Origin of the sequence: Hoeflea prorocentri (genome assembly GCF_027944115.1) — a bacterium.
In the GTDB taxonomy this organism is placed as follows: Bacteria; Pseudomonadota; Alphaproteobacteria; order Rhizobiales; family Rhizobiaceae; genus Hoeflea_A; species Hoeflea_A prorocentri.
The window spans coordinates 122080-143817 of sequence record NZ_JAPJZI010000001.1 but is presented as its reverse complement, the minus strand read 5'-3'; the positions used below and the strand labels follow the sequence as shown (position 1 = coordinate 143817).

The following is a 21738-nucleotide window of genomic DNA, read 5'->3' as shown; positions in this document are numbered from 1 at the left end:
TTTTTACTGTTCAGGAGAGTCGCCTATGTCAGAAGCCCATGGAGTAGCCAGGGATCAGTTGCGTTCCTTCGTCGAGCGCATCGAACGACTGGAAGAAGAAAAAAAGACCGTCGCCGATGACATAAAAGAAGTCTACGGCGAGGCAAAATCCATGGGGTTTGATACCAAGGTTCTGCGCAAGGTGATTTCGATCCGCAAGCTCGATCAAAATGAGCGCATGGAACAGGAAGCGGTGCTGGATACCTATCTTCACGCACTTGGAATGGCCGAGGCCCCGCCGGAAGAATAAAGCCGGGGCACGCGTCTAGCGGCCGCGCACCTCGAAACGTGCAACACTCTGGAAGTTGACCGCCGTTCCGCTGAACCGGTCCGCACTGGCGATCCGGTTTTCGGTCGAGAAGCCGTCGACATGCACCATGTCAGGTGCAGTGCGCATCAGGCTTGAAACAAACTGCGGTGCGCTGACCGGCGCATCCATGCCCGATACGCTATGCGCGGCGAAAGCGGTGTGGGTGATCATCGTCGGCGTCAGAACCGGTTCGGTGCGCACGGCCGACGGGCGCGCATCGATCGCATCGCCGATGGTCGGACGACTGCGTTTTCCGGCCGACTGCTTCAAAGCCGGTGCAAAAACATCAACCCGCGCACCCGACGTATTGCCTGAAGGCGGGGCGAGCGCCACCTGCACCGGTGCAAGCGCAACCATTTCATCGGACGCGGACGAGCCGAACGGCGATGGCCGCGGAACCGGAATGCCCGAAACTGTCTCATACGACAGACCGCCCGGCACATCCTCGCCAACCGCGGCAGCCAAAGCCTGAGTCTCCGGCGAAACCAAATCAGGCCGTTGCGAGGGACGCGGCACATAGGCAAGCTTGGTGACCGTGCCCTCTTCTTCCGTTCCAATGCCTTGCTGAAGTCCAAGCTCCTGCCGTGTCAGGCCGGGATTGCCGGTTGCCGCATAGGTCGGCTCAGCCAGCAACGAGGCCAACACAACCTCGGAGGAGGTTGGACCGGTCGATGCCAATTCAACGCCACCCTGACTTTCGGAGCCGCCAGTGCGAAGCGCCGGAACCGGCAGGGTATCAGCACCCGTCGTGGCGCTGGCAAGAGCGACATTTCCGTCCTGCGGTATTGCCGCTGCCGGCAGTCGCGGACGGAATGCCGCCGTAATTGCTTCGGGGCTCAGTTCGCTGGCCGGGGCGAGAGCGACCTGAACATCCTGAACAGGTGCGGTTGGCCGTATGCGGGGCGTCGGCACGATAGCCAGATCAGGCGTCAGGCTGTCCCGCTCTTCAACACCCGGAGGCGCCGAAGCCGCTGCAACAACGGTCTGACGTGTCTGCCTTGGCTCTTCCTTCTTGTTGCCGCCGCCGAAAAGTCCGGCCAGAAGGTTACCACCACCGCTGTTGTTGTCGCGCGAAGGCCGACGGATCGAACGCTTGCCGGCAACCTGGATACTGTTCGAACTGACGCGCTTCTTGTAATCGGCAAGAGCCTGATTGTAGCCCGGCAACGGCTTGCCATCCCTCGGCAGATGCAGTGTCTTGCCTTTCGGGAACAGGCTGGTCAGTTCTTTGCGGTCCATGCGGGGCCACGAGCGGACGCTGCCGACATCAAGGTGAACAAAGGGCGATCCGGATTTCGGATAGTAACCGACCCCGCCAACCTGGAATTTCATGCCGATCTGACGAACCTTCTTGACCGGAACATCGGGCAAGTAGAAATCGACGGCCTTGCCCAAAGTGTGCTGGCTCTTCTTTGCCACCCCGCGCGAGCGCTTGCGAAGCATGGCGTTTGTCTTTGGAGACCGGTAGGCGGAGACGACGTGGATATGATCCCGCGAGCCGCTGGCCTGATAGACTTCCCAAAGCAGGTCGAACAGGCGCGGGTCCATCTTGGTGGCCTCTTTCTGACGCCAGTCGCGCAGGAACCGGTTGAGCTTCTTCAGCCCGCCGGGAACATAGCGCCCGTTCTTCTTGAACGTGATCGTCGCCCGTTCCTTGGTGTGAATGAAATACAATTTCAGGGAACGCGTTTCCGCGAACGCCGGCGAAGCGGCGGCAAGACACACTAAGGCTGCGAGCACAGCGGCCAATGCCCGGCTGCGTGTGCTGACAGCTCTGGTCATACGTTGAGACTTACTCGGCAAGTTCCCAAAAATCCCTGCGTCCCCAACTTGTCCCTAGATAATTCTGCTAAACTGGTCTCCGGTCAACCTATCGTATTGGTTTATCCGGCAAAATCGGAACAGAATTAACGTCCGGGCACTGCTGTACGACAATTGCGGTAAGAGCAAGGCAAAGCCCTCACAGTCCGTGTCAAATGACATTTATAGTGAACAAAGTTCTAACAATGAGTGAATTTAACCAGTTCTATTAATCTCGAATCGTGTCAGATTGGGACAGATCGTGAATATTTGCCGAAAATACGATACCCGTCTACGACCGACGACCCGTCTGGAGAACGCCGCAACCAGCCCTATTTGAATTGGGACATTTTTCCGCGAGGCCCCACAATGCCGGTACCGCCCTCTTTTCATGACTTCATTTCAGGTCTCAACCACGCCCTTGTCGAAACCGAGGCAACGGGCGGGCAGGATGGGTCCCTCGGACAGCTGCCGCAATGGGATCTGGACGATCTTTATCCTGCGATGGATGCACCACAGCTAAAGGACGATCTGGCACGGGCCGCCAGCGAGAGCGCCGCCTTCGAAGAACATTGGAAGGGCCGGATTGAGACCGCCGTCAAAGCTGGCGGCGACAAAGGCCTTGGCGCGGCGCTGCGTCAATACGAAACACTCGAGGAACTGATGGGCCGGATCGTATCCTATGCGGGCCTGACCTATTTTTCCGACACAAGCGATCCTGAAAGAGCCAAATTCTACGGCGACGTGCAGTCGAGCATCACCGACATAAGCAGCCGGCTTTTGTTCTTTCCGCTGGAGATCAACCGCATTGACGATGCGGTCATCGACGCGGCCATTAAGGACGATCCGCAAACGGCACACTACCGGCCATGGCTTGTCGACCTGCGCCTCGACAAACCCTACCAGCTTGAAGACAGGATCGAACAGCTCTTCCTGGAAAAATCCGTCACCGGTCATGGCGCATGGAACCGCCTGTTCGACGAAACCATGGCCTCGCTTCGATTCGATGTCGAGGGCGAGGAACTGACGCTGGAGCCGGCACTCAACAGGCTGCAATCGGCAAAGCCCGAAGAACGCCGCAACGCGGCGATGGCCCTTTCAAAAACGTTTTCAGAAAACATCCGCACCTTCACGCTGATCACCAATACGCTCGCCAAGGACAAGGAAATCTCCGATCGCTGGCGCGGCTTCAGCGATATTGCCGACAGCCGCCACCTGGCCAACCGGGTCGAACGGCAGGTGGTCGATGCGCTTTCCGATGCGGTCTCCGAGGCCTATCCGCGCCTGTCGCACCGCTACTACGCCATGAAGGCCAAATGGCTGGGTATGGATGTCATGGATTTCTGGGACCGTAACGCACCGCTTCCCGAAACGCCCAAGGCGCTGATCGGCTGGGATACGGCGCGAGAAACGGTCCTGTCGGCCTATCGTGACTTCGACCCTCGCATGGCGGAAATCGCCGGCCGCTTCTTCGACCGCAACTGGATCGACGCGCCCGTACGGGCCGGCAAGGCGCCGGGGGCCTTTGCCCATCCGACCGTACCGTCGGTGCATCCCTACGTTCTGTTGAACTATATGGGAAAGCCGCGCGATGTGATGACCCTTGCCCATGAACTCGGCCATGGCGTTCATCAGGTGCTGGCCGGCGAACAGGGCGCGCTGATGGCGCAAACGCCGCTCACTCTTGCCGAAACGGCGTCGGTGTTCGGGGAAATGCTGACCTTCCGCACTCTGCTGAACAGCACGGAAGACCGGAAGGAACGCAAGGCCATGCTGGCCCAGAAGGTTGAAGACATGATCAACACGGTCGTGCGCCAGATCGCCTTCTATCAGTTCGAAAGAAAGGTCCACACGGCGCGCCGCGAAGGTGAACTGACCTCGGAGCAGATCGGTGAACTGTGGATTTCGGTGCAGGGTGAAAGCCTTGGTCCGGCGATCCGGATTTCCGAAGGCTATGACGCCTTCTGGGCCTATATCCCGCATTTCATCCATTCGCCTTTCTATGTCTACGCCTACGCTTTCGGCGATTGCCTGGTGAACTCGCTCTATGCGGTCTATCAAAACGCCGAGGACGGCTTTCAGGAACGCTATTTCGACATGCTGAAGGCCGGCGGCACAAAACACCATTCGGAACTTCTCGCACCGTTTGGCCTCGACGCCAGCGACCCGTCGTTCTGGAGCCAGGGCCTTGCCATGATCGAAGGACTGATCGACGAACTGGACGCACTCGACAGCTAGGCTGGCTGTCGGCAGGAGATGGCACTGGCGAGTTGTTGCGTTCGCCGGGATGGCGCTGTAGAGGTCGGCCAGTTATGCGTGAGGGCGCTCGCTAGATGGGCCGCGCCCAATATGGGAAGAGCGCGGCAACCCTATCATGGACGAAAACCTCATCCTCTTCCGGAACGATTTCACCGGCGAGAACCTGTGTTTTTCAGGCGCGCGGTCCATGGTCACGGCCTGGGAACAGGACGAGGTTGTTCCCGCACTCGACAATTTGGAGCAGGCAGCGAAGGACGGTTTGTGGAGCGCCGGATACATTGCCTACGAGGCAGGCATCGCGCTGGAGCCGGCCCTTGTGTCCCGACTGGCGCCGCGTGAAGATCACAAGCGCTCCTGCCCGCTCTTGTGTTTCGGACTGTTTGACACACCGCAACCACCGGCACGCGCAGCCGAAATACTCGCGGTACCTGGTAACAACATCGCGGTATCGAGTGCCAAACACCGTTGGGACTTCGAAACCTATGAATCCCGTTTTGACACGCTGCGCTCCCACCTTCATGCCGGTGACTGCTTTCAAGCCAACCTGACCTATGAAATTGAAGCGGACTGCAATGGCGGCGGCACTACGCTTTTCAACAGCCTGCGGGCACGACAGGCGGTTGCACACAGCGCGCTTGTCCGCCTCGAGGGGCCGGAAATCGTCTCGCGTTCGCCTGAACTCTTTTTCCGTGTCGACCGGGACGGCTGGATCGACAGCAAACCGATGAAAGGCACCGCGCCACGCGGCGCTACCGCCTCGCAGGACGCAGCACTCAAGCGGCAGCTCGAACAGGATCCGAAATGCCGCAGCGAAAACCTTATGATCGTCGACCTTTTGCGCAACGACCTGTCACGTATCTGCTCGGCCGGTAGCGTCCACGTTCCCGAGCTTTATCATGTCGAGACCTTCTCGACAGTCCATCAGATGATCAGCCGGGTGCGTGGAAAGCTGGAGCCGGGCGCAACCATTACCGACATTATGCGGGCGATTTTCCCGTGCGGCTCCATCACCGGCGCTCCGAAGATACGTGCCATGGAAATTATCCATGCGCTCGAGGACACCGACCGCAATATCTATTGCGGATCGATCGGTTGGATCGCACCGTCCGGTATGATGGAGTTCAATGTCGCCATTCGCACCATCAGCCTGTTTCCAGGCGGCAAGGCAGTTCTGAACGTCGGCGGCGGGATCATTTTCGATTCCGATGCCCACGCGGAATATGAGGAATGCCGCATCAAGGCGCGTTATGCACTGGACGGCGCAATGGGCCAGGAGATCGCATCGTGAATGCACCCGGCCTGATCGAAACGATGCGCCTGAGAGCCAACCGAACAATTGACAGGCTGGACAGGCATCTCAACCGCCTGAAACGATCGGCGCAAGCGCTATCGATACCCTATGACGCACAGTGGTTGGGCCACTTGCTTGATGCTGTCGATCCCGAGGGCGAGGACCGCCGGATACGCATCGAACTGACGCCGTCCGGCAAAAGCATTGTTATCACGTCTGAATTTCCCGCGGACCCTGACCGCACAATCTGGCGCCTCGGCATCGCATCAACACGCCTCGACTCAACCAATACGCTGCTGCGCCACAAGACGACATTCAGGGATCATTACACAACGGCCCGAGAGGAGTTTCCGGCAACCCAGGCCGACGAGGTTCTTTTGCTGAATGAACGGGGCGAGGTCTGCGAAGGCACCATTACCAGCCTCTTCATTCAAACGGACGATACCGGTCCCTTGCTGACGCCATCGATCGAGTGTGGCCTGCTTGCCGGAGTGCTAAGGCAAGATCTGCTCGACACAGGCAGGGCAAGGCAAGCCATTCTCACGCTCGACGACTTGCGTGGCGCACGTGCCCTTTACATCGGTAACTCGCTGCGCGGTCTGATGCCCGCGGTTCTGAACGATTGAAGCCGGACCCGACACGCGGCTTCCATCCCCGAAAGAATTGCTCTAGAGGATCGGCAAAAGGGCACGGCCCGCAATTCCGCTGAAAGGACCAGCCATGGCGAATGCCGACTATCCCGTTTACGGCAAAATCGACGGACCCATTGTCATGATCGGCTTCGGCTCGATCGGCCGCGGCACATTGCCGCTGATCGAACGGCATTTCGACTATGACAGGTCCCGCATGGTCGTCATCGATCCGCGCAATGATGATGAAGAACTGCTGAAGCAGCACGGTGTTCGCTATGTGCGAAAAGCCCTGACACCGGACAACTATCGTGATGTTCTCGGCCCTCTTCTAACCGACGGCGAAGGACAGGGTTTTTGCGTCAACCTTTCAGTCGACACCTCCTCGCTGGAGCTGATGAAATTCTGCCGCGAACTGGGCGTGCCCTATATCGACACTGTGGTCGAACCCTGGCTGGGGTTTTATTTCGACGAATCCGCGGACAATGCGGCACGCACCAATTACGCATTGCGCGAAACCGTGCGGCAGGAAAAGCTTGCAAATCCCGGCGGCTCAACGGCGGTCTCGTGCTGCGGCGCCAATCCGGGAATGGTCTCGTGGTTCGTCAAACAGGCACTCGTCAATCTGGCTTCCGATCTCGGCCTTGAGTTCACCGTTCCCGACCAGAACGACCGGGCCGGTTGGGCCGAGTTGATGCAGCGGGCCGGCGTCAAGGGCATTCATATCGCCGAGCGCGACACGCAAAGGGCCATACTGCCAAAGCCATTGAACGTGTTCTGGAACACATGGTCCGCCGAGGGCTTCATATCGGAAGGCCTGCAGCCATCGGAACTCGGCTGGGGCACGCACGAGACATGGAAACCCGACAACGCCCATTCCCACGAGGCCGGATGCCAGGCGGCGATCTATCTCGATCAGCCGGGAGCCAATACACGCGTGCGCACCTGGTGTCCGACACCCGGCCCGCAATACGGGTTCCTCGTCACCCACAACGAGTCGATCTCCATCGCCGATTTTTTCACTCTGAAGGACGCAAACGGCGACGTGACTTTCCGACCGACCTGCCACTACGCCTATCACCCGGCCAATGACGCGGTTCTGTCCCTGCATGAGATGTTCGGCAATGGCGGCACTCAGCAGCCGGTCCTGCATGTTCTCGACGAACACGAGCTTGCCGACGGCGTCGATGAACTCGGCGTGCTGCTCTACGGACACGCAAAGAACGCCTATTGGTTCGGTTCGCGGCTGTCAGTCGAGGAAACGCGGGAGATTGCGCCCTATCAGAACGCGACCGGCCTGCAGGTGACCTCCGCAGTGCTGGCGGGCATGGTCTGGGCCCTGGAAAACCCGCAAGCCGGCATCGTCGAAACCGACGAGATGGATTTCCGCCGCTGCCTGGAAGTTCAATTGCCCTACCTTGGACCGGTGGAAGGCCACTATACGGACTGGACACCCCTGACCGGACGGCCCGGCCTCTTTCCCGAGGACCTCGATGAAACCGATGCGTGGCAGTTTCGCAACGTACTCGTGCATTAGCAACGCCGATCGGCGTCAAAACCCGCCCTCGTTGACTGGTCGTGTTGCAGGATCGGCGCGGCCAGTGTTATCAGTTGCGTAAGACTTGGATCGGACACTGAGGGGGCTTGTCCGAACCGGCATACCCGGTACCGGTCCATATCAGCAACGCGGAGGTTCGAAATGCGGCATTGGATCAAGCTCGCAATCCTGGCGGCAACAGCGCTTGGACTGGCGGGATGTCAGGCGGGTTACGGCCCGGGTCCGGGATATGACCCGAACTCAATTGAGGGAGAGTGGCTCGATCCGAATGGAATTCAGTCACGCTTTACTGCCGGCCGCTTTGAAACCCGCACGACGGATACCAACACCCTGCTGGCAACGGGAAAATATACCTATGTCAACAGGCGGCTGGTGCAGGTCGACATCCGGTCCCTGGTTCGCGGCACCAACGCACGGGTAAACTGCTCGCTGGTGTCGCCCACGCGACTGAACTGCACATCAAGCAGCGGCGACCAGTTTTCTCTGACGCGCAGACTGGTCTGACAAAGGACGCGGCGAAAGAAGGCCGGGGCAATCCTGCTGAACCGGCCTACCTTGTGCTGAAGACAGAATTCTAACTAACGTAAGGTAAGGAACCCGCGCATCGTGACGTCATATTTTGATAATCTCGAGACACAGAGCCCCAGTCAACGCGAAGAATCCCTGTTTGCAGGCCTTCCGAGCTTCCTTGCCGGCGCAATGAGTAAGGCTGAGGGCCTTCGCGAATGGTTGGCTGGTCATGACCCGATGGCGGTCACCAGCCGCGAAGCGCTTGCCCGGTTACCGGTGCTGCGCAAACCGGAACTCATGCAGATGCAGGCCGCGAAACCGCCCTTTGGAGGCCTCGCCGATCCCGATGCGCTTGTCGGAAATCATGTTTTCATGTCACCGGGACCGGTTTGGGAGCCGCAAGGCTTCGGAGCCGACCCCTGGCAATCGGCACGCAGCCTGTTTGCAGCAGGACTGCGTTCCGGCGACATTGTCCATAACACCTTTTCCTACCACATGACGCCGGGCGCCTTTGTGCTCGATGAAGGGGCAAGGGCGCTCGGTTGCCTCGTTTTTCCCGCAGGGATCGGCAATACGGAAGCCCAGGTTGAGGCGGCGGCGGCCCTGAAGCCGACCGCCTATACGGGAACGCCGGATTATCTGAAGGTTCTGCTCGACAAGGCCGAAGAAACCGGTTGTGATATCTCATCGATCAAGCGGGCGATGGTATCGGGCGGCGCACTGTTCCCGTCCTTGCGCGAGGAATACCGCAACCGCGGCATCGTCGTCATGCAATCCTACGCTACGGCCGATATCGGCGTGATCGCCTATGAAAGCGCCGATGATGAGGGCAATCCTCATCCGGGCATGATCGTCAACGAGAATCTGATCGTCGAAATCGTCCGCCCGGGGACCGGCGATCCGGTAGCAGACGGAGAGGTCGGCGAAATTGTCGTCACCTCGCTCAACCCGGCCTACCCGCTGATCCGTTTCGGCACCGGCGACATGACGGCTGTGCTTGAAGGCGCATCACCCTGCGGCCGGACCGGCACCCGCATCCAGGGCTGGATGGGACGCGCCGACCAGCGCACCAAGATCAAGGGCATGTTTGTCGACCCGAAACAGGTCGCAGCAATCGTCGACCGTCACGCCGACGTTGCCCGTGCACGGCTGGTCGTCCGCCGCGAGGGGGACCAGGATGCCATGACACTTCATATCGAGCCTGTGCCGGGGGCCGAACCCAATCCTTCGGCACTGACACAGACCCTCGCCGATGTCACCAAGCTCAAAGGTGATGTGATTCTGGCAGATAACGGGCTTCCAAACGACGGCAAGGTGATCTCGGACGAGCGCAACTACGACGCCTAGGGCGTTTCATTGTCTGCTCGAACCGGTGAGGCCGTCGGATATGCCGACGGCACAGCTTGCGACACGTTACGAATGATGAAAACATGACGTAGCCTTCGTTCAGGGCCGGCGCATGATATTGCATGCATGATCCGGCCGCAGAGCCATAGCCCGCCGGCCCGTGACATCCGCAATGGCTGGTGGAACCATCTACATCGACCAGGGAGCAGCACATGCCAAAACTATTGAAACGCCTTTGCATTGCGGTCGCGTTTCTTGCAGGATCAACGGGTATCGCGCTCGCCGATTTCGAACTGAACATCCTGCACTTCAACGATTTTCACAGCCGTATCGAGCCAATCAACAAATATGATTCGACCTGTTCCGAAAAGGACAGGTCGGAGGGCAAATGTTTCGGCGGGATTGCACGGCTGAAGACCGCCATCGACCAGCGCCGCAAGGCATCCGACAACGTCCTGGTGCTGTCGGCGGGCGACAATTTTCAGGGGTCGGTGTTCTACACGGTGTACAAAGGTAAAGCCGAAGCGGAGTTTCTCGACCTGATCGGCCTTGACGCCAATGTGCTCGGAAATCATGAATTCGACGATGGCGACGAAGCACTGGCGAGCTTCCTCGACAACACCAATTTCCCGACCATTTACGGCAATGCGCTGATCGGCGCCAACAGCCCGCTCGCCGGCAAGATGGTCGAATATGTGATGAAGGACTTCGGCAACGAAAAAGTCGCAGTGATCGGTGCGGTTACTGCCGACACAGTCGAACTGTCCTCGCCCAGTGAAGCGGTCCTTTTTATGGACCCTGTTCTTTACCTCAACGATGCCGTCGAGACGGTCAAGGCGGAAGGTGCAACGGTGATCATCGCCCTTACCCATGTCGGCGTTGAGGAAGACAAGAAAATTGCCGCTGAGGTCGACGGCCTCGACCTGATTGTCGGCGGCCACTCCAATACGCTCATGTCCAACACGGCGGACAATGCGCACGGCCCCTACCCCACCATGCTCACGGGCCCGTCAGGTAAACAGGTCGCGCTGGTGCATGCCTATGCGCACTCGAAATATCTGGGCGATGTGACGCTTGTGTTCGCCGACGACGGCACACTCAAGAGCGCCAGCGGTGAACCGGTCCTGCTTGATGCGAGCGTGACGCCCGACCCGGAAATGGTCAAACGCATCGAGGAAATGGCGGCACCGATTCAGGAGAAGATGGATGAAGTGATCGCCATGGCCTCCGCTGCCATCGACGGCAACCGGGAAAGCTGCCGCGCCCGCGAATGCGAGATGGGCAACCTGGTGACCGATGCCATGCTCGACCGCGTTTCCGCCCAAGGCATCAGCATTGCGATCCAAAACGGCGGCGGGCTGCGCGCCTCGATCGATGAAGGTGACATAACCGTCGGTGAAGTCTTCACGGTACTGCCTTTCCAGAACACACTTTCAACCTTCAAGCTGATCGGCTCGGACGTCGTTGCAGCGCTTGAGAACGGCGTCAGTCAGGTCGAGGAAGGCGCGGGCCGTTTTCCGCAGGTCTCCGGACTGAAATACAGTTTCGACCTGTCACTTCCTCCCGGCAGCCGTACATCGAATGTCATGGTTGAGAAAAACGGCAGTTATGAAGCCATTGATCTGAACGCCACCTATGGCGTGGTTTCCAACAACTTCATGCGCGCCGGCGGCGATGGCTACAAAGTCTTCGCCGAAAAAGCCACCGACGCCTATGACTACGGCCCCGGTCTTGAAGACGTTGTTCAGGCCTATCTGGCCAGCAACTCTCCCTACAAGCCCTATGTCGGCACGCGGATTACAGAGGTCACGCCCAAGGACACCATGGCGAAGGGCAGCGAAAAAACCGCATCTGCTTCACAGATGGCCAAGGAAGACGCCACGGCCATGAAGACAGCCGTCGACGATGCCGGCCGGCATATCGTCAAGGAAGGCGACAATCTATGGACGCTGGCCGAAAAGTATCTCGGCGACCCGTTCAAATGGGGCGATATCGCCAAGGCCAACCCAGACCAGAATCCACACCGGCTGGAGGTCGGCCAGCAATTGAATATTCCTGCAAAGGCAAACTAGCCGACCACAAAAAAGAAACGCCGCCCCCGAATGGGAGCGGCGTCAGTTTTTAATCAGTCACGCAGACTGACAAGGTCATTCATCAGACCGTTTGTCCCGCTGTGGACAGTCAGGCGCTCAACCTTTCCGGCAATCTGCTCAAGGGCTTCAAGTTCCTTAAGCCTGAGCATAACCGGGTTCTCCGCCATAACCTTGGCAGTGTTAAGCAGTGACCGCGTAGCGTTCGTTTCCTCACGCCGACGGATAACATTGGCCTCCGCTTCCTTGGTCGCGGCGACCACCTGATTGAGGATTTCCCTCATCTCGCCCGGCAGGATTACGTCCTTCAGAGCGATTTCGCCAACCTGGACGCCGATCTCGGCCATATGCGACTTGACCTTGTTCGCCACCTCATCATCGACAGTCACCTTGTTTTCAAGGATCTGGTCGAGCGTCTTGGCGCCAAGGGCCTTCCGGAACGCATACTGCAGCGCCCTGTAAAGGGTCTCGTAGAAGTCCTGGACCGACGCAACGGCCTTGACCGGATCAACGACCCGGTAGTCAGCAGCGACATTCAGGCGGATCGTTACACGATCCTTGGTCAGGACCTCCTGACCGCTAACGTCAACCGACTGCCAACGTGTGTCGATAAGCCTCATGTCCACCTTGCGGCCAACGTCCCAGAACAGATGGGCGCCGGGACCATAGGTGCGGACAAACTCACCATCGACGTAGAGCAGACCGGTTTGATTCTGTGTAATCTCAGCCTGCACAACACGTGCGTGTTTCGTTGCCCGACGCAGCATTTTTGCCGCATCCCTGGGAACCTCGATCGTTTCCGAAACGTCGAAACGCTCAACGCTCCAAGGACCGGTCTGCGTCCAGACCACAGTTCTTCCGTCCGGCGGGAGCACACTGAAGAAGCGACCATCCCTGAGGATAACTGCGACCTCCATCGAGCCCGTACGGATTTCTGTCAGATGCTCGCTGGCAACGTCAGGCATGACCCGAAACAACGCATCGTCAAACGACGAAACAAATTCCGGATCGTTGAGGTCATGCACCTCAATCTGAAGCGTACCACGCGCATTGCGCAGCCAGTATTCACCCGGAACCAGTATTCCCATGAAACGTCCTTTATGAAGCGCGACGGCGCGCTCATTTTCTCTAATCAGGACACGATCGAAGCCGATCATCCTTCCAATTGTCTTCATCATGAGATTCACCTTTTGTCGTCAACATCGCTATGTCATGCGCTGTAACGTTCCTTTCGTTTTGCCCCATTGGGGCCGGTGTCCACCCTGTTTACAGCAGACAAGGCCTATGTGTTTCCCCCGGGGTGGTTGCGGGGCACGCGGCCTTGACCGATTCTTAAATCTTGTCCGTCCACACCTTGTGCGTCGGGGTTTATGTGGGCTCCGAAGCCGACCTGCCGTTCTGGCCGGCGTGCGCAGGAGAGCGGATGTCGGGGAGTCCGAGCGGGACAGCACGCCGCCCCGTGCGTCTGACTCTGGCCCACCTTCATCATCACCTGGCGCAGACCGCCACAAGGACGCATCCGCCTGCGCCGCTGCACCGACATTGTCGTTGCAGCAGGTTCAACCGGTTACGCGGCCGGCTCCGAAATACCCTTCGACATGCAGGCAAGAGGGATTCGAACCCCCAACCCCCAGAGTCGCGGTCTGGTGCTCTACCAATTGAGCTATAGATTGGCGCTAGACGGGATTTGAACCCGTGCCATTCGGTTTTTGAGACCGATGCTCTACCACTGAGCTACAAGCGTCCCAACGGCCTCTACGGTACATGCACACGGTCAATGCAGAGCAAACCGTGCCGGCCGAGTATCCAGAACTCGGGCCGCCAGCACTCGCGTCGGTTTAACGCCGGGGTTGCGGCTTCTATTGAGGCCGCCTGCAGATTGCAAGCGGTACGATGAGTGTTTTTCGATTTTCGCTTTCTCGGCGAAGGACTGTTGCTCGTTCGCAACATATATCTGCCTGCTTGAAAAAGATGGCGCGGCGCATATGTTCCGGAGAACAGACCGGGGAGCTCCATGAAACACGCCGACAAGAACAAGATCGAATCCACCGCCGCACCGCTGCCGGATGGGCATCCTTCCGTTGCCTTCGGCAAGGTCGGCGTGCTTATCGTCAATCTCGGCACGCCGGACGGAACCGACTACACCTCCATGCGCCGCTATCTGCGCGAGTTCCTGACCGACAAACGGGTCATCGAATGGCCGCGCGTGCTTTGGTATCCAATCCTGTTCGGGATCGTGCTCAATACCCGGCCCGGCCGGGTCGGCAAGGCCTATGAATCGATCTGGAACAAGGAGCGCGATGAAAGCTATCTGCGGACTTACACGCGTAACCAGTCCGTCGCCCTTGCAAGCAGCCTTCAGAGCCACCCCAATGTTCAGGTCGACTGGGCAATGCGCTACGGCCAGCCTTCGATCAAAGACCGGCTCACGGCACTTAAGGATTCGGGCTGCGAGCGCGTACTGATCTTCCCGCTCTATCCGCAATATGCGGCAAGCACGACCGCCACCGTTAACGACAAGGCCTTCGAGACGCTTCAGAACATGCGCTGGCAACCTGCACTGCGCACCGTGCCGCCCTATCATGACGACCCGGCCTATGTATCGGCCATTGCCAACTCCATTACCGAACACCTGTCGACACTCGACTGGGAGCCGCAGAAGGTTATTGCCTCGTTCCACGGCATTCCGCAGTCTTACTTTGACAAGGGCGATCCCTATCACTGCCATTGCATGAAGACGATGCGCCTTGTGCGCGAGAAACTCGGCTGGGACAAGGACAAGCTGATAACCACGTTCCAGTCACGCTTCGGACCGGAAGAATGGCTGCAGCCCTATACGGATGAAACGATCGAGAAACTCGCCAAGGAAGGCGTTAAACGCATCGCCGTGATCAATCCGGGCTTTGTCTCGGACTGTCTGGAAACCCTGGAAGAGATTGCCGGCGAGGCCGGCGAAATATTCCATGAACATGGCGGGGAAAAGTTCACCCACATCCCTTGCCTTAATGACGGCGAAGCCGGCATGCAGGTGATCGAAACCGTGGTGCGGCGCGAGCTTCAGGGCTGGATCTGAACCCGGCGGGATCCTCGCCGGTTTTCACGATGGCTTAACCTCAATCCACATGGCGCATGCGCCCCATTTGCAACTTTTCGCCCTTGCACCCATCTTAAGGCAAAGGGGGACACAGGCACGGCTGATTCGGCCGGCCGGATGATCCCCTGCAACACGCATTCAAGTTGAAACAAACAGGAGAAAAAACATGCCCTTGGCCGGACTCGACATTGCAGTCATTGTGTTTGTTGTCCTTGTCATCTTCGTCCTGTTTGCCGGTATCAAGACGATTCCGCAGGGGTTCAACTACACGGTCGAACGGTTCGGACGCTACACGCGCACCCTTGAGCCGGGGCTGAACCTGATCGTCCCGTTCATCGACCGGATCGGCGCCCGCATGAACATGATGGAACAGGTCCTGGACGTACCCACCCAGGAAGTGATCACCAAGGACAATGCAAGCGTCGCCGCCGATGCCGTGGCCTTTTACCAGGTGCTGAGCGCCCCGCAGGCAGCCTATCAGGTGAACCAGCTTGAAGTTGCGCTGCTCAACCTGACCATGACAAACATCCGTTCCGTCATGGGATCCATGGACCTTGATGAGCTGCTGTCCAACCGTGACGCCATCAACGACCGGCTGCTCAAGGTTGTCGACGAAGCGGCGAGTCCCTGGGGCATCAAGATCACCCGCGTGGAGATCAAGGATATCAATCCGCCGAACGACCTTGTCGATTCCATGGCCCGTCAGATGAAGGCCGAACGTGAAAAACGCGCTGAAGTGCTTGAGGCGGAGGGCTCGCGTAATGCCCAAATCCTACGCGCCGAAGGCGCGAAACAGGCAGCGATCCTGGAAGCCGAAGGCACCAGGGAAGCGGCATTCCGCGACGCTGAAGCACGCGAGAGGCTGGCCGAAGCCGAAGCCAAGGCCACCAAGGTCGTCTCCGAAGCCATTGCCGCCGGCGATGTCCAGGCCATCAACTACTTCGTCGCCCAGAAATACACCGAAGCGCTGGCATCCATCGGCACGGCAAGGAACCAGAAGATTGTTCTGATGCCCATGGAGGCCTCATCGCTCATCGGGTCGCTGGGCGGCATCGGCGCCATTGCCAAGGAAGTCTTCAGTGACGGCGGCACGCCGTCGTCTTCGTCCTCCGGGCGTAGCGGCTCGGTGCCGACCGCCGGACATAGGGACAACGACGCATGATAGAGCGCATCATACAGGAACTCGGTCCCTGGAGCTGGATGGTCCTGGGGCTGGTTCTGCTCGCCGCCGAGATCCTGATGCCGGGCGTATTCCTGATCTGGATCGGCATTGCCGCAATCATTGTCGGCGCCATTTCTCTGGTATTCTGGTCGGAGCCTTTCTGGGCCTGGCAGCTGCAGATACTTGTGTTCGCCATCCTGGCCGTGGCGGCGGCAGTCGTCGGACGCCGCATGATGAAACGCAGTGACGAGAGCGACGAGCCCCTGCTCAACAAAAGGGGTGAAAGCCTGGTCGGCAGGACCGCTACATTATCCGAGCCGATCAACGAGGGTCGCGGCCGCATTCGCATTGATGACACCACCTGGGTCGTCAGCGGACCGGACCTTCCCGTCGGTACACGCGTGAAAGTGGTCGAAAGCACCGGACGGGAGCTGCGCGTCGATCCGGTGTAAGGAAGCCTTAACCATGACGATTTACGGTTTGACAAGATTTCAAACCTCTTTCGTTCAGGCTTCCTGTCCATGGCGCCGCGTTGTCGCACTTCATACGGCTCAGGCTTTTATAAATATCCGCTGCGCGCCGGGGCTATCCTGCTCGCCTTATGCACAAGCCTGAGCGGCGTTCAAACGGCCAGCGGGCAGGCCATCGCCGACGAAGACTTCCTATTGCGCGGCCTGACCGACGAAGGCGGCCTGAGCGATAACGAGCGACGGCGGCTACTGCGCGATATCGACGAAGCTGAAGGCACCGCGCTGCGGACCGATCGAATTGACGATCCCGGAACGAATGCGACGTTTGAAGCGGATCCCGATGAACCGCAAACTCTCAACCCGGCACAACCGGTACAAACCCGCGGCACTATCAACCCGTCAACCCAGCCGGTCGTTCAAGGAACCGCCCGCCGCGATGAAGACAACCCGTTCGAACCGGTTGGCATACGGGTCGGCACATTCATCATGCGGCCCTCGATCACACAGCAAATCGCCCATGAGAGTGACAGCGACGGGTCGTCCAATACGTCCAGGACCTACAGCAGGACCGTGCTGGAAACCGAATTTGAATCCGACTGGTCCCGGCATCAGCTCGTCATCGGCGCGGAACAGGTGATCGACAGGACCATCAGCGGTGATGGTTCCGAAGATCCAAGCACATCTGTCGCCGCCGATCTGCGGCTCGACCTGTCCTCCACGACAACGGCCAATCTCGGTCTCGACTATCAGTTTGGCCGCGAGGACCCGACCGATGCGAATGCGGTAACCAACGCCGTTGCCCAGGCGGAAGTCCATGATTTCGCTGCCGCCGGCTCGCTGAGCCACCTGTTTGGCTCCTGGCGCGGCACCGCTACGATAAACGGCGGACGCACGACCTTTGGCAGCGCCGAACTTTCCGATGGAACATTCGTCTCGCTCGCGGACAGAAACCAGAGCAACTACACACTCACCTTGCGCGCCGGGCTTGAAACTGGCTCCGCCTACCGGCCTTTCTTTGAGGCTGACGGCGGACAGATCATCTATGACGATACGCTCGACGCATCCGGCTTCGACCGGTCCTCAACCACCTATGGGCTGCGCGCCGGCGTCGCCGCGGATTTCGGTGAAAAACTCACCGGCGAAATCGCGGTCGGCTATGCACAGCGGGACATCAACGACAGCAGGCTCGAGCCCATTCAGGCCTTCACCGTCGACGGCTTCGCCACCTGGTCGCCGCGCCGCGGCACCGATGTGCTGATGGGACTTGCAACAACGCTGGAAGATTCAACCACCGCCAATGAGCCGGGGTCTGTCTTCTACGCCGCGACCATGGAAATCACGCGTCAGCTGCATGCCAATCTGAGCGCGAATGTAAGCGGGTTCGTCGGCTGGCGCGACTATGTGGGCGCAACGCCGAACGAAACGATTTTCGGAGCCGGGGCAGGATTTACCTGGTGGTGGAACCGCTACTTCGCACTGAACGGCGACATCACCTACGAAAAAACCACAAGCGATGGCGGAACCGACCAGGACGATCTGTTTGTCGGCCTCGGCGTCAAGATCCAGCGCTAGAGCGCACTCACCATCCGCCTCAAATCATCCTCGACCTTCTCCCGTATATCGCTACGTGTCAGCGCGAAGGAGACATTCGCCTTGATGAAGCCTTCCTTGGAACCGCAATCAAACGTGTTGCCGCGAAAACGGTAGGCGGAGAATGACTGGTCTTCGGCAAGTTTGAGCATCGCATCGGTGATTTGAATCTCGTTGCCGGCGCCGCGCTCCTGCGTCTCCAGAATCGAGAAGATTTCCGGCTGCAGAATATAGCGCCCATTGATAAAGTAGTTCGAAGGCGCGGTGCCCGGTGTCGGCTTTTCGACCATGGCATTGATATGGAAGCCATCGGCGCCAATATCGTCGCCCACACCGACAATTCCGTATCGGTGCGTTTCCTCCTCGGGAACCTCTTCAACGGAAATCACATTACCGCCAACCCGGCCGTAAAGATCGACCATGCCGGAAAGACAGCCGGGCTCATGCTGCATCACCATATCGGGAAGAAGCAGCGCAAAAGGCTCATCGCCAACCAGTTCGCGGGCGCACCAGACAGCATGACCAAGGCCCAGGGGTTCCTGCTGACGGGTAAAGCTCGTCTGACCGGGTTTGGGCTGCAATGCCTGCAGATTGCTCAGTTCGTCCGTCTTGCCGCGATTGCGCAGCGTGTCGTAGAGCTCGACCTGAATGTCGAAATGGTCTTCTATGACCGCCTTGTTCCGGCCGGTCACGAAGATAAAGTGCTCGATGCCGGCAGCCCGCGCCTCGTCGACAACATATTGAATGACCGGCTTGTCGACGACGGTCAGCATTTCCTTCGGTATTGCCTTGGTTGCCGGCAAAAACCGGGTCCCAAGCCCCGCAACCGGAAAAACCGCTTTTCTGACCTTGGCTCTTTGCGACATGGAACCCGTGCCTTTCATTACCTTTTCCAACCCGCAACGGGGCGGATCTATTGCGCCTTTCACTATTCCGTAGCGCTGGAATTCTCCAGCCGCAACCGCCCCTTGCCGGGCCGAGGCCGCAGCGGTGCATTCTTATGGTTAAGAGATTGTTGATGCGTCAACGCTAATTTGGTGTCTGAAGTGTTGAAAACCGGCCATGGGTGGCCTTTTTTCCGCCCCGAGCCCCAGCTATTGTTGCCAATCATGTTACGACCTGTACGAATCGCAGATGCCAGACACCTGATCAACGCCAAAGCAGCGCTTGCCACCTTGCTGCTGCTGGCGGTCACTTTGCTGTCTTCAGCGCCGCCCGCGGCTGCCGATGCGGCATTCCGCAAGTGGATCAACGATTTTTATCCCGTCGCCGCCAAGTCAGGCATCAAGAAATCAACCTACAAAAAGGCGTTTGCCGGTGTGCGCGAACCGGACCCGGAAGTGCTGCGCAAAGCCCGTTTCCAGCCCGAGTTCAAACAGGATGTCTGGAGCTATGTCGATACGCGGGTCCACTTCACGACAGTGGAGACGGGTCAGCAGATGGCGCAGCGTTACGACCGTGTGCTCTCGCAGATCGAACGCCGCTTCGGCGTAGACCGTTCCGTTGTGCTTGCCATCTGGTCGATGGAATCGAGCTACGGCAATGTCTTCAACTATCCCGAACGCCTTCACTATGTGCCCCGCGCCCTCGCAACCCTCGCCTATGCGGATCGCCGACGCTCCAAATATGCCCGTCAGCAACTGGTTGCAGCCCTGAAAATCCTCCAATCCGGGAAAATCAGGAAAAACCAGCTGACCGGCTCCTGGGCAGGCGCAATGGGTCACACGCAGTTCATTCCAACAAGCTATCTGGCTTTCGCGGTGGATTTTGACGGCGATGGCCGCCGCGACATCTGGAACTCCATCCCGGATGCCCTGGCAACGGCTGCCAATCTTCTTGACAAGAACGGTTGGCGAACCGGCAAGACATGGGGTTATGAAGTCAAGGCGCCGCGTGGTTCAAAAAAATATGTCGGCAAGTCGAAAACACTGTCCCAATGGGCCAAGCTCGGCTTCAAGCGTCCCGCGGGGCGCGGCTTTCCAAGGCCTGGAGAAAAGGCCGTGCTGAAAATGCCAGCCGGAGCCAATGGGCCTGCCTTCCTGATGCTGCGCAACTTTTTCATATTCAAGCGCTACAACAACTCAGACAGCTACGCCCTGGCCGTCGGCCTTCTGGCCGACAGAATTGCCGGATACAGCGGGTTGAAGCAGGAATGGCCCAAGCCGAACGGCGCGTTATCCATGGATGAACGTCGTGAAATACAGGTTCATCTGAAGTCGCTCGGCTATTACGGCGGCGAAATCGACGGCAATATCGGCTCAGGTTCACAGCTTGCAATCAAAACCTTTCAATCACGCTCCGGCTTGACGCCGGATGGTGTTCCGTCGCAAAAACTACTCAAAACCTTGAGGCGATAACGGGAGACCGGATTGGTCCGACGTCTGAACAGGCTGATACCGCACCTTTTGGTGCTGCCGCTGCTGGCGGTCTTTGCGATGGTCTTTACCGTCTCGCTGCCGGTTGTCAGCGTCGAGGCACAGACGAAGTATGAGCGCCGCTCCGTGCTGGACCGCCTGTTCGGGCCACGTCGCGTCAGGCCCGAGAAAACCAACCGCCAGCGCCCCCGCGCCACAATCAAACGCAAGAAGTCCGTAACACGCTCCGCACCCAAGCGCTCAAAGAAGCAGCAGGTCGCAACGGTCAAAAAACTGGAAAACGCCCGCAAGATCCTCGTTGTCGGCGATTTCATGGCCAAGTCGCTGTCGGAAGGTCTGCGGACGGCATTCCAGCAGGCGCCGGGCGTCGCTGTCGTGCGAAAGACCAACGGATCCTCCGGCCTGGTGCGCGACGACTATTATAACTGGAACCGCAACCTGCCTGGCATTCTGGACGAATTTCAGCCGTCTATCGTGATCGTCATGGTGGGCTCCAATGACCGCCAGGAAATCCGCCAGAGCCGCAAGCGGATCCCGGTAAGATCCGAACAATGGGTGACTGAATATACCGACAGGGTCGACACGATGGCGCGCGCCGTGCGCGCCCGCAACATTCCGCTCATCTGGGTCGGCGCACCGTCCTACAAATCCTCATCCATGTCCGCCGACATCCTCGCCTTCAACAGCATCTACCGGTCGGTCGTTGAAGAGGTGAATGGCGAGTATGTCGATATCTGGGACGGCTTCGTCGATGCCGACGGGAAATTTGTCTACACGGGTTCCGACATTATTGGCCAGCAGGTGCGGCTGAGAACCTCGGACGGAATCCGCATGACCAAGGCCGGCAAGCGCAAACTGGCCTTCTATGTCGAAAAGTCGATCCGCCGGCTGCTCGGAGACGATGCCAATGAAGGCATTGCCAAGCTGACGGAAGAAAATCTTCCCGAGCTTCTCGTCCTGCATCCCGACACCGGCTCCGCAAAGGTGCGCACCAGCCCCATAAGCATGGTGGATCCGGGTCTGGACGGGTCGGACAAGCTTCTTGGCACGGAAACGCCGCAGACCTCGCTCACCCGCACACCACGCGATGATCTCGTCTTCGACGGCAAGACAAGCAAAGCGCCGCCCGGCCGGGCTGACCATTTTGTTCTTCCGCAACAGGACGAGAAGGCTGCGGCAAAGAAAAAGCCCGACCTTCAGCCTCAGGGATAAAA

The 21738-nt window shown here is 58.7% G+C and carries 17 protein-coding genes and 1 tRNA gene; 14 read left to right on the top strand and 4 right to left on the bottom strand.

Annotated features, from left to right (window positions below):
* Positions 1–25 precede the first annotated feature (25 nt).
* Complete coding sequence (locus OQ273_RS00645; RefSeq protein ID WP_267988540.1) at positions 26–289, top strand: DUF2312 domain-containing protein; 264 nt, start codon at positions 26–28, stop codon at positions 287–289.
* A 15-nt stretch (positions 290–304) separates the two neighbouring features.
* Here OQ273_RS00645 and OQ273_RS00640 read toward each other — a convergent pair whose 3' ends face one another.
* Positions 305–2131: a peptidoglycan L,D-endopeptidase MepK gene (locus OQ273_RS00640; RefSeq protein WP_267988539.1), complete on the bottom strand. Its 1827-nt coding sequence runs from the start codon at positions 2129–2131 to the stop codon at positions 305–307.
* 387 nt (positions 2132–2518) lie between these two features.
* Here OQ273_RS00640 and OQ273_RS00635 point away from each other — a divergent pair, with 387 nt between their 5' ends.
* The 7 genes from OQ273_RS00635 to OQ273_RS00605 all read left to right on the top strand — a co-directional run bounded on the left by OQ273_RS00635 (position 2519) and on the right by OQ273_RS00605 (position 11815).
* Entirely contained in the window at positions 2519–4387 is a 1869-nt protein-coding gene (locus OQ273_RS00635) for a M3 family oligoendopeptidase (protein WP_267988538.1), read from the top strand.
* A gap of 136 nt (positions 4388–4523) precedes the next feature.
* Positions 4524–5696: an aminodeoxychorismate synthase component I gene (locus OQ273_RS00630; protein ID WP_267988537.1), complete on the top strand. Its 1173-nt coding sequence runs from the start codon at positions 4524–4526 to the stop codon at positions 5694–5696.
* Positions 5693–6325, top strand: coding sequence for an aminotransferase class IV family protein (locus OQ273_RS00625; RefSeq protein WP_267988536.1), 633 nt, complete (start codon positions 5693–5695; stop codon positions 6323–6325). The genes OQ273_RS00630 and OQ273_RS00625 overlap by 4 nt, the downstream gene beginning before the upstream one ends.
* Positions 6326–6419: 94 nt before the next feature.
* Positions 6420–7865: a homospermidine synthase gene (locus OQ273_RS00620; RefSeq protein WP_267988535.1), complete on the top strand. Its 1446-nt coding sequence runs from the start codon at positions 6420–6422 to the stop codon at positions 7863–7865.
* A gap of 162 nt (positions 7866–8027) precedes the next feature.
* Entirely contained in the window at positions 8028–8390 is a 363-nt protein-coding gene (omp10, locus tag OQ273_RS00615; RefSeq protein WP_267988534.1) for an outer membrane lipoprotein Omp10, read from the top strand.
* Positions 8391–8492: 102 nt separating this feature from the next.
* On the top strand, positions 8493–9743 hold the full coding sequence (locus OQ273_RS00610; RefSeq protein ID WP_267988533.1) for a phenylacetate--CoA ligase family protein: 1251 nt from the start codon (positions 8493–8495) through the stop codon (positions 9741–9743).
* Between the two features lie 212 nt (positions 9744–9955).
* Positions 9956–11815: a 5'-nucleotidase C-terminal domain-containing protein gene (locus tag OQ273_RS00605; protein ID WP_267988532.1), complete on the top strand. Its 1860-nt coding sequence runs from the start codon at positions 9956–9958 to the stop codon at positions 11813–11815.
* 53 nt (positions 11816–11868) lie between these two features.
* Here the strand turns inward: OQ273_RS00605 and OQ273_RS00600 are convergent, their stop codons facing one another.
* Together OQ273_RS00600 and OQ273_RS00595 are read right to left on the bottom strand one after the other, a co-directional pair.
* Positions 11869–13011, bottom strand: a complete 1143-nt coding sequence (locus OQ273_RS00600) for a slipin family protein (protein ID WP_333781675.1) — start codon at positions 13009–13011, stop codon at positions 11869–11871.
* Positions 13012–13504: 493 nt separating this feature from the next.
* A tRNA-Leu gene (locus OQ273_RS00595) sits at positions 13505–13578 on the bottom strand.
* Between the two features lie 269 nt (positions 13579–13847).
* Between OQ273_RS00595 and hemH the strand changes: the two genes are divergently transcribed.
* The 4 genes from hemH (at position 13848) to OQ273_RS00575 (ending at position 18131) form a co-directional block, all read left to right on the top strand.
* Positions 13848–14906 carry a ferrochelatase gene (hemH, locus tag OQ273_RS00590; protein WP_267988531.1) on the top strand — a complete coding sequence of 353 codons (1059 nt, stop codon included), beginning with the start codon at positions 13848–13850 and terminating at the stop codon, positions 14904–14906.
* A gap of 193 nt (positions 14907–15099) precedes the next feature.
* Positions 15100–16089 carry an SPFH domain-containing protein gene (locus OQ273_RS00585; RefSeq protein ID WP_267992996.1) on the top strand — a complete coding sequence of 330 codons (990 nt, stop codon included), beginning with the start codon at positions 15100–15102 and terminating at the stop codon, positions 16087–16089.
* Positions 16086–16541 (top strand): NfeD family protein, encoded by a 456-nt coding sequence (locus tag OQ273_RS00580; RefSeq protein WP_267988530.1) that lies wholly within the window; start codon positions 16086–16088, stop codon positions 16539–16541. Before OQ273_RS00585 ends, OQ273_RS00580 begins: the two co-directional genes overlap by 4 nt.
* 69 nt (positions 16542–16610) lie before the next feature.
* On the top strand, positions 16611–18131 hold the full coding sequence (locus OQ273_RS00575) for an outer membrane beta-barrel protein (protein WP_267988529.1): 1521 nt from the start codon (positions 16611–16613) through the stop codon (positions 18129–18131).
* On the opposite strand, the gene galU is transcribed toward OQ273_RS00575, so the two are convergent.
* Positions 18128–19015: a UTP--glucose-1-phosphate uridylyltransferase GalU gene (gene galU / locus OQ273_RS00570; protein ID WP_267992995.1), complete on the bottom strand. Its 888-nt coding sequence runs from the start codon at positions 19013–19015 to the stop codon at positions 18128–18130. The genes OQ273_RS00575 and galU overlap by 4 nt on opposite strands.
* Before the next feature lie 243 nt (positions 19016–19258).
* Between galU and OQ273_RS00565 the strand changes: the two genes are divergently transcribed.
* Together OQ273_RS00565 and OQ273_RS00560 are read left to right on the top strand one after the other, a co-directional pair.
* A complete protein-coding gene (locus OQ273_RS00565; RefSeq protein WP_267988528.1) occupies positions 19259–20506 on the top strand; it encodes a lytic murein transglycosylase in 1248 nt (415 codons plus the stop codon).
* A 12-nt stretch (positions 20507–20518) separates the two neighbouring features.
* Positions 20519–21736 (top strand): SGNH/GDSL hydrolase family protein, encoded by a 1218-nt coding sequence (locus OQ273_RS00560; RefSeq protein ID WP_267988527.1) that lies wholly within the window; start codon positions 20519–20521, stop codon positions 21734–21736.
* The last annotated feature ends 2 nt before the right edge of the window (positions 21737–21738 follow it).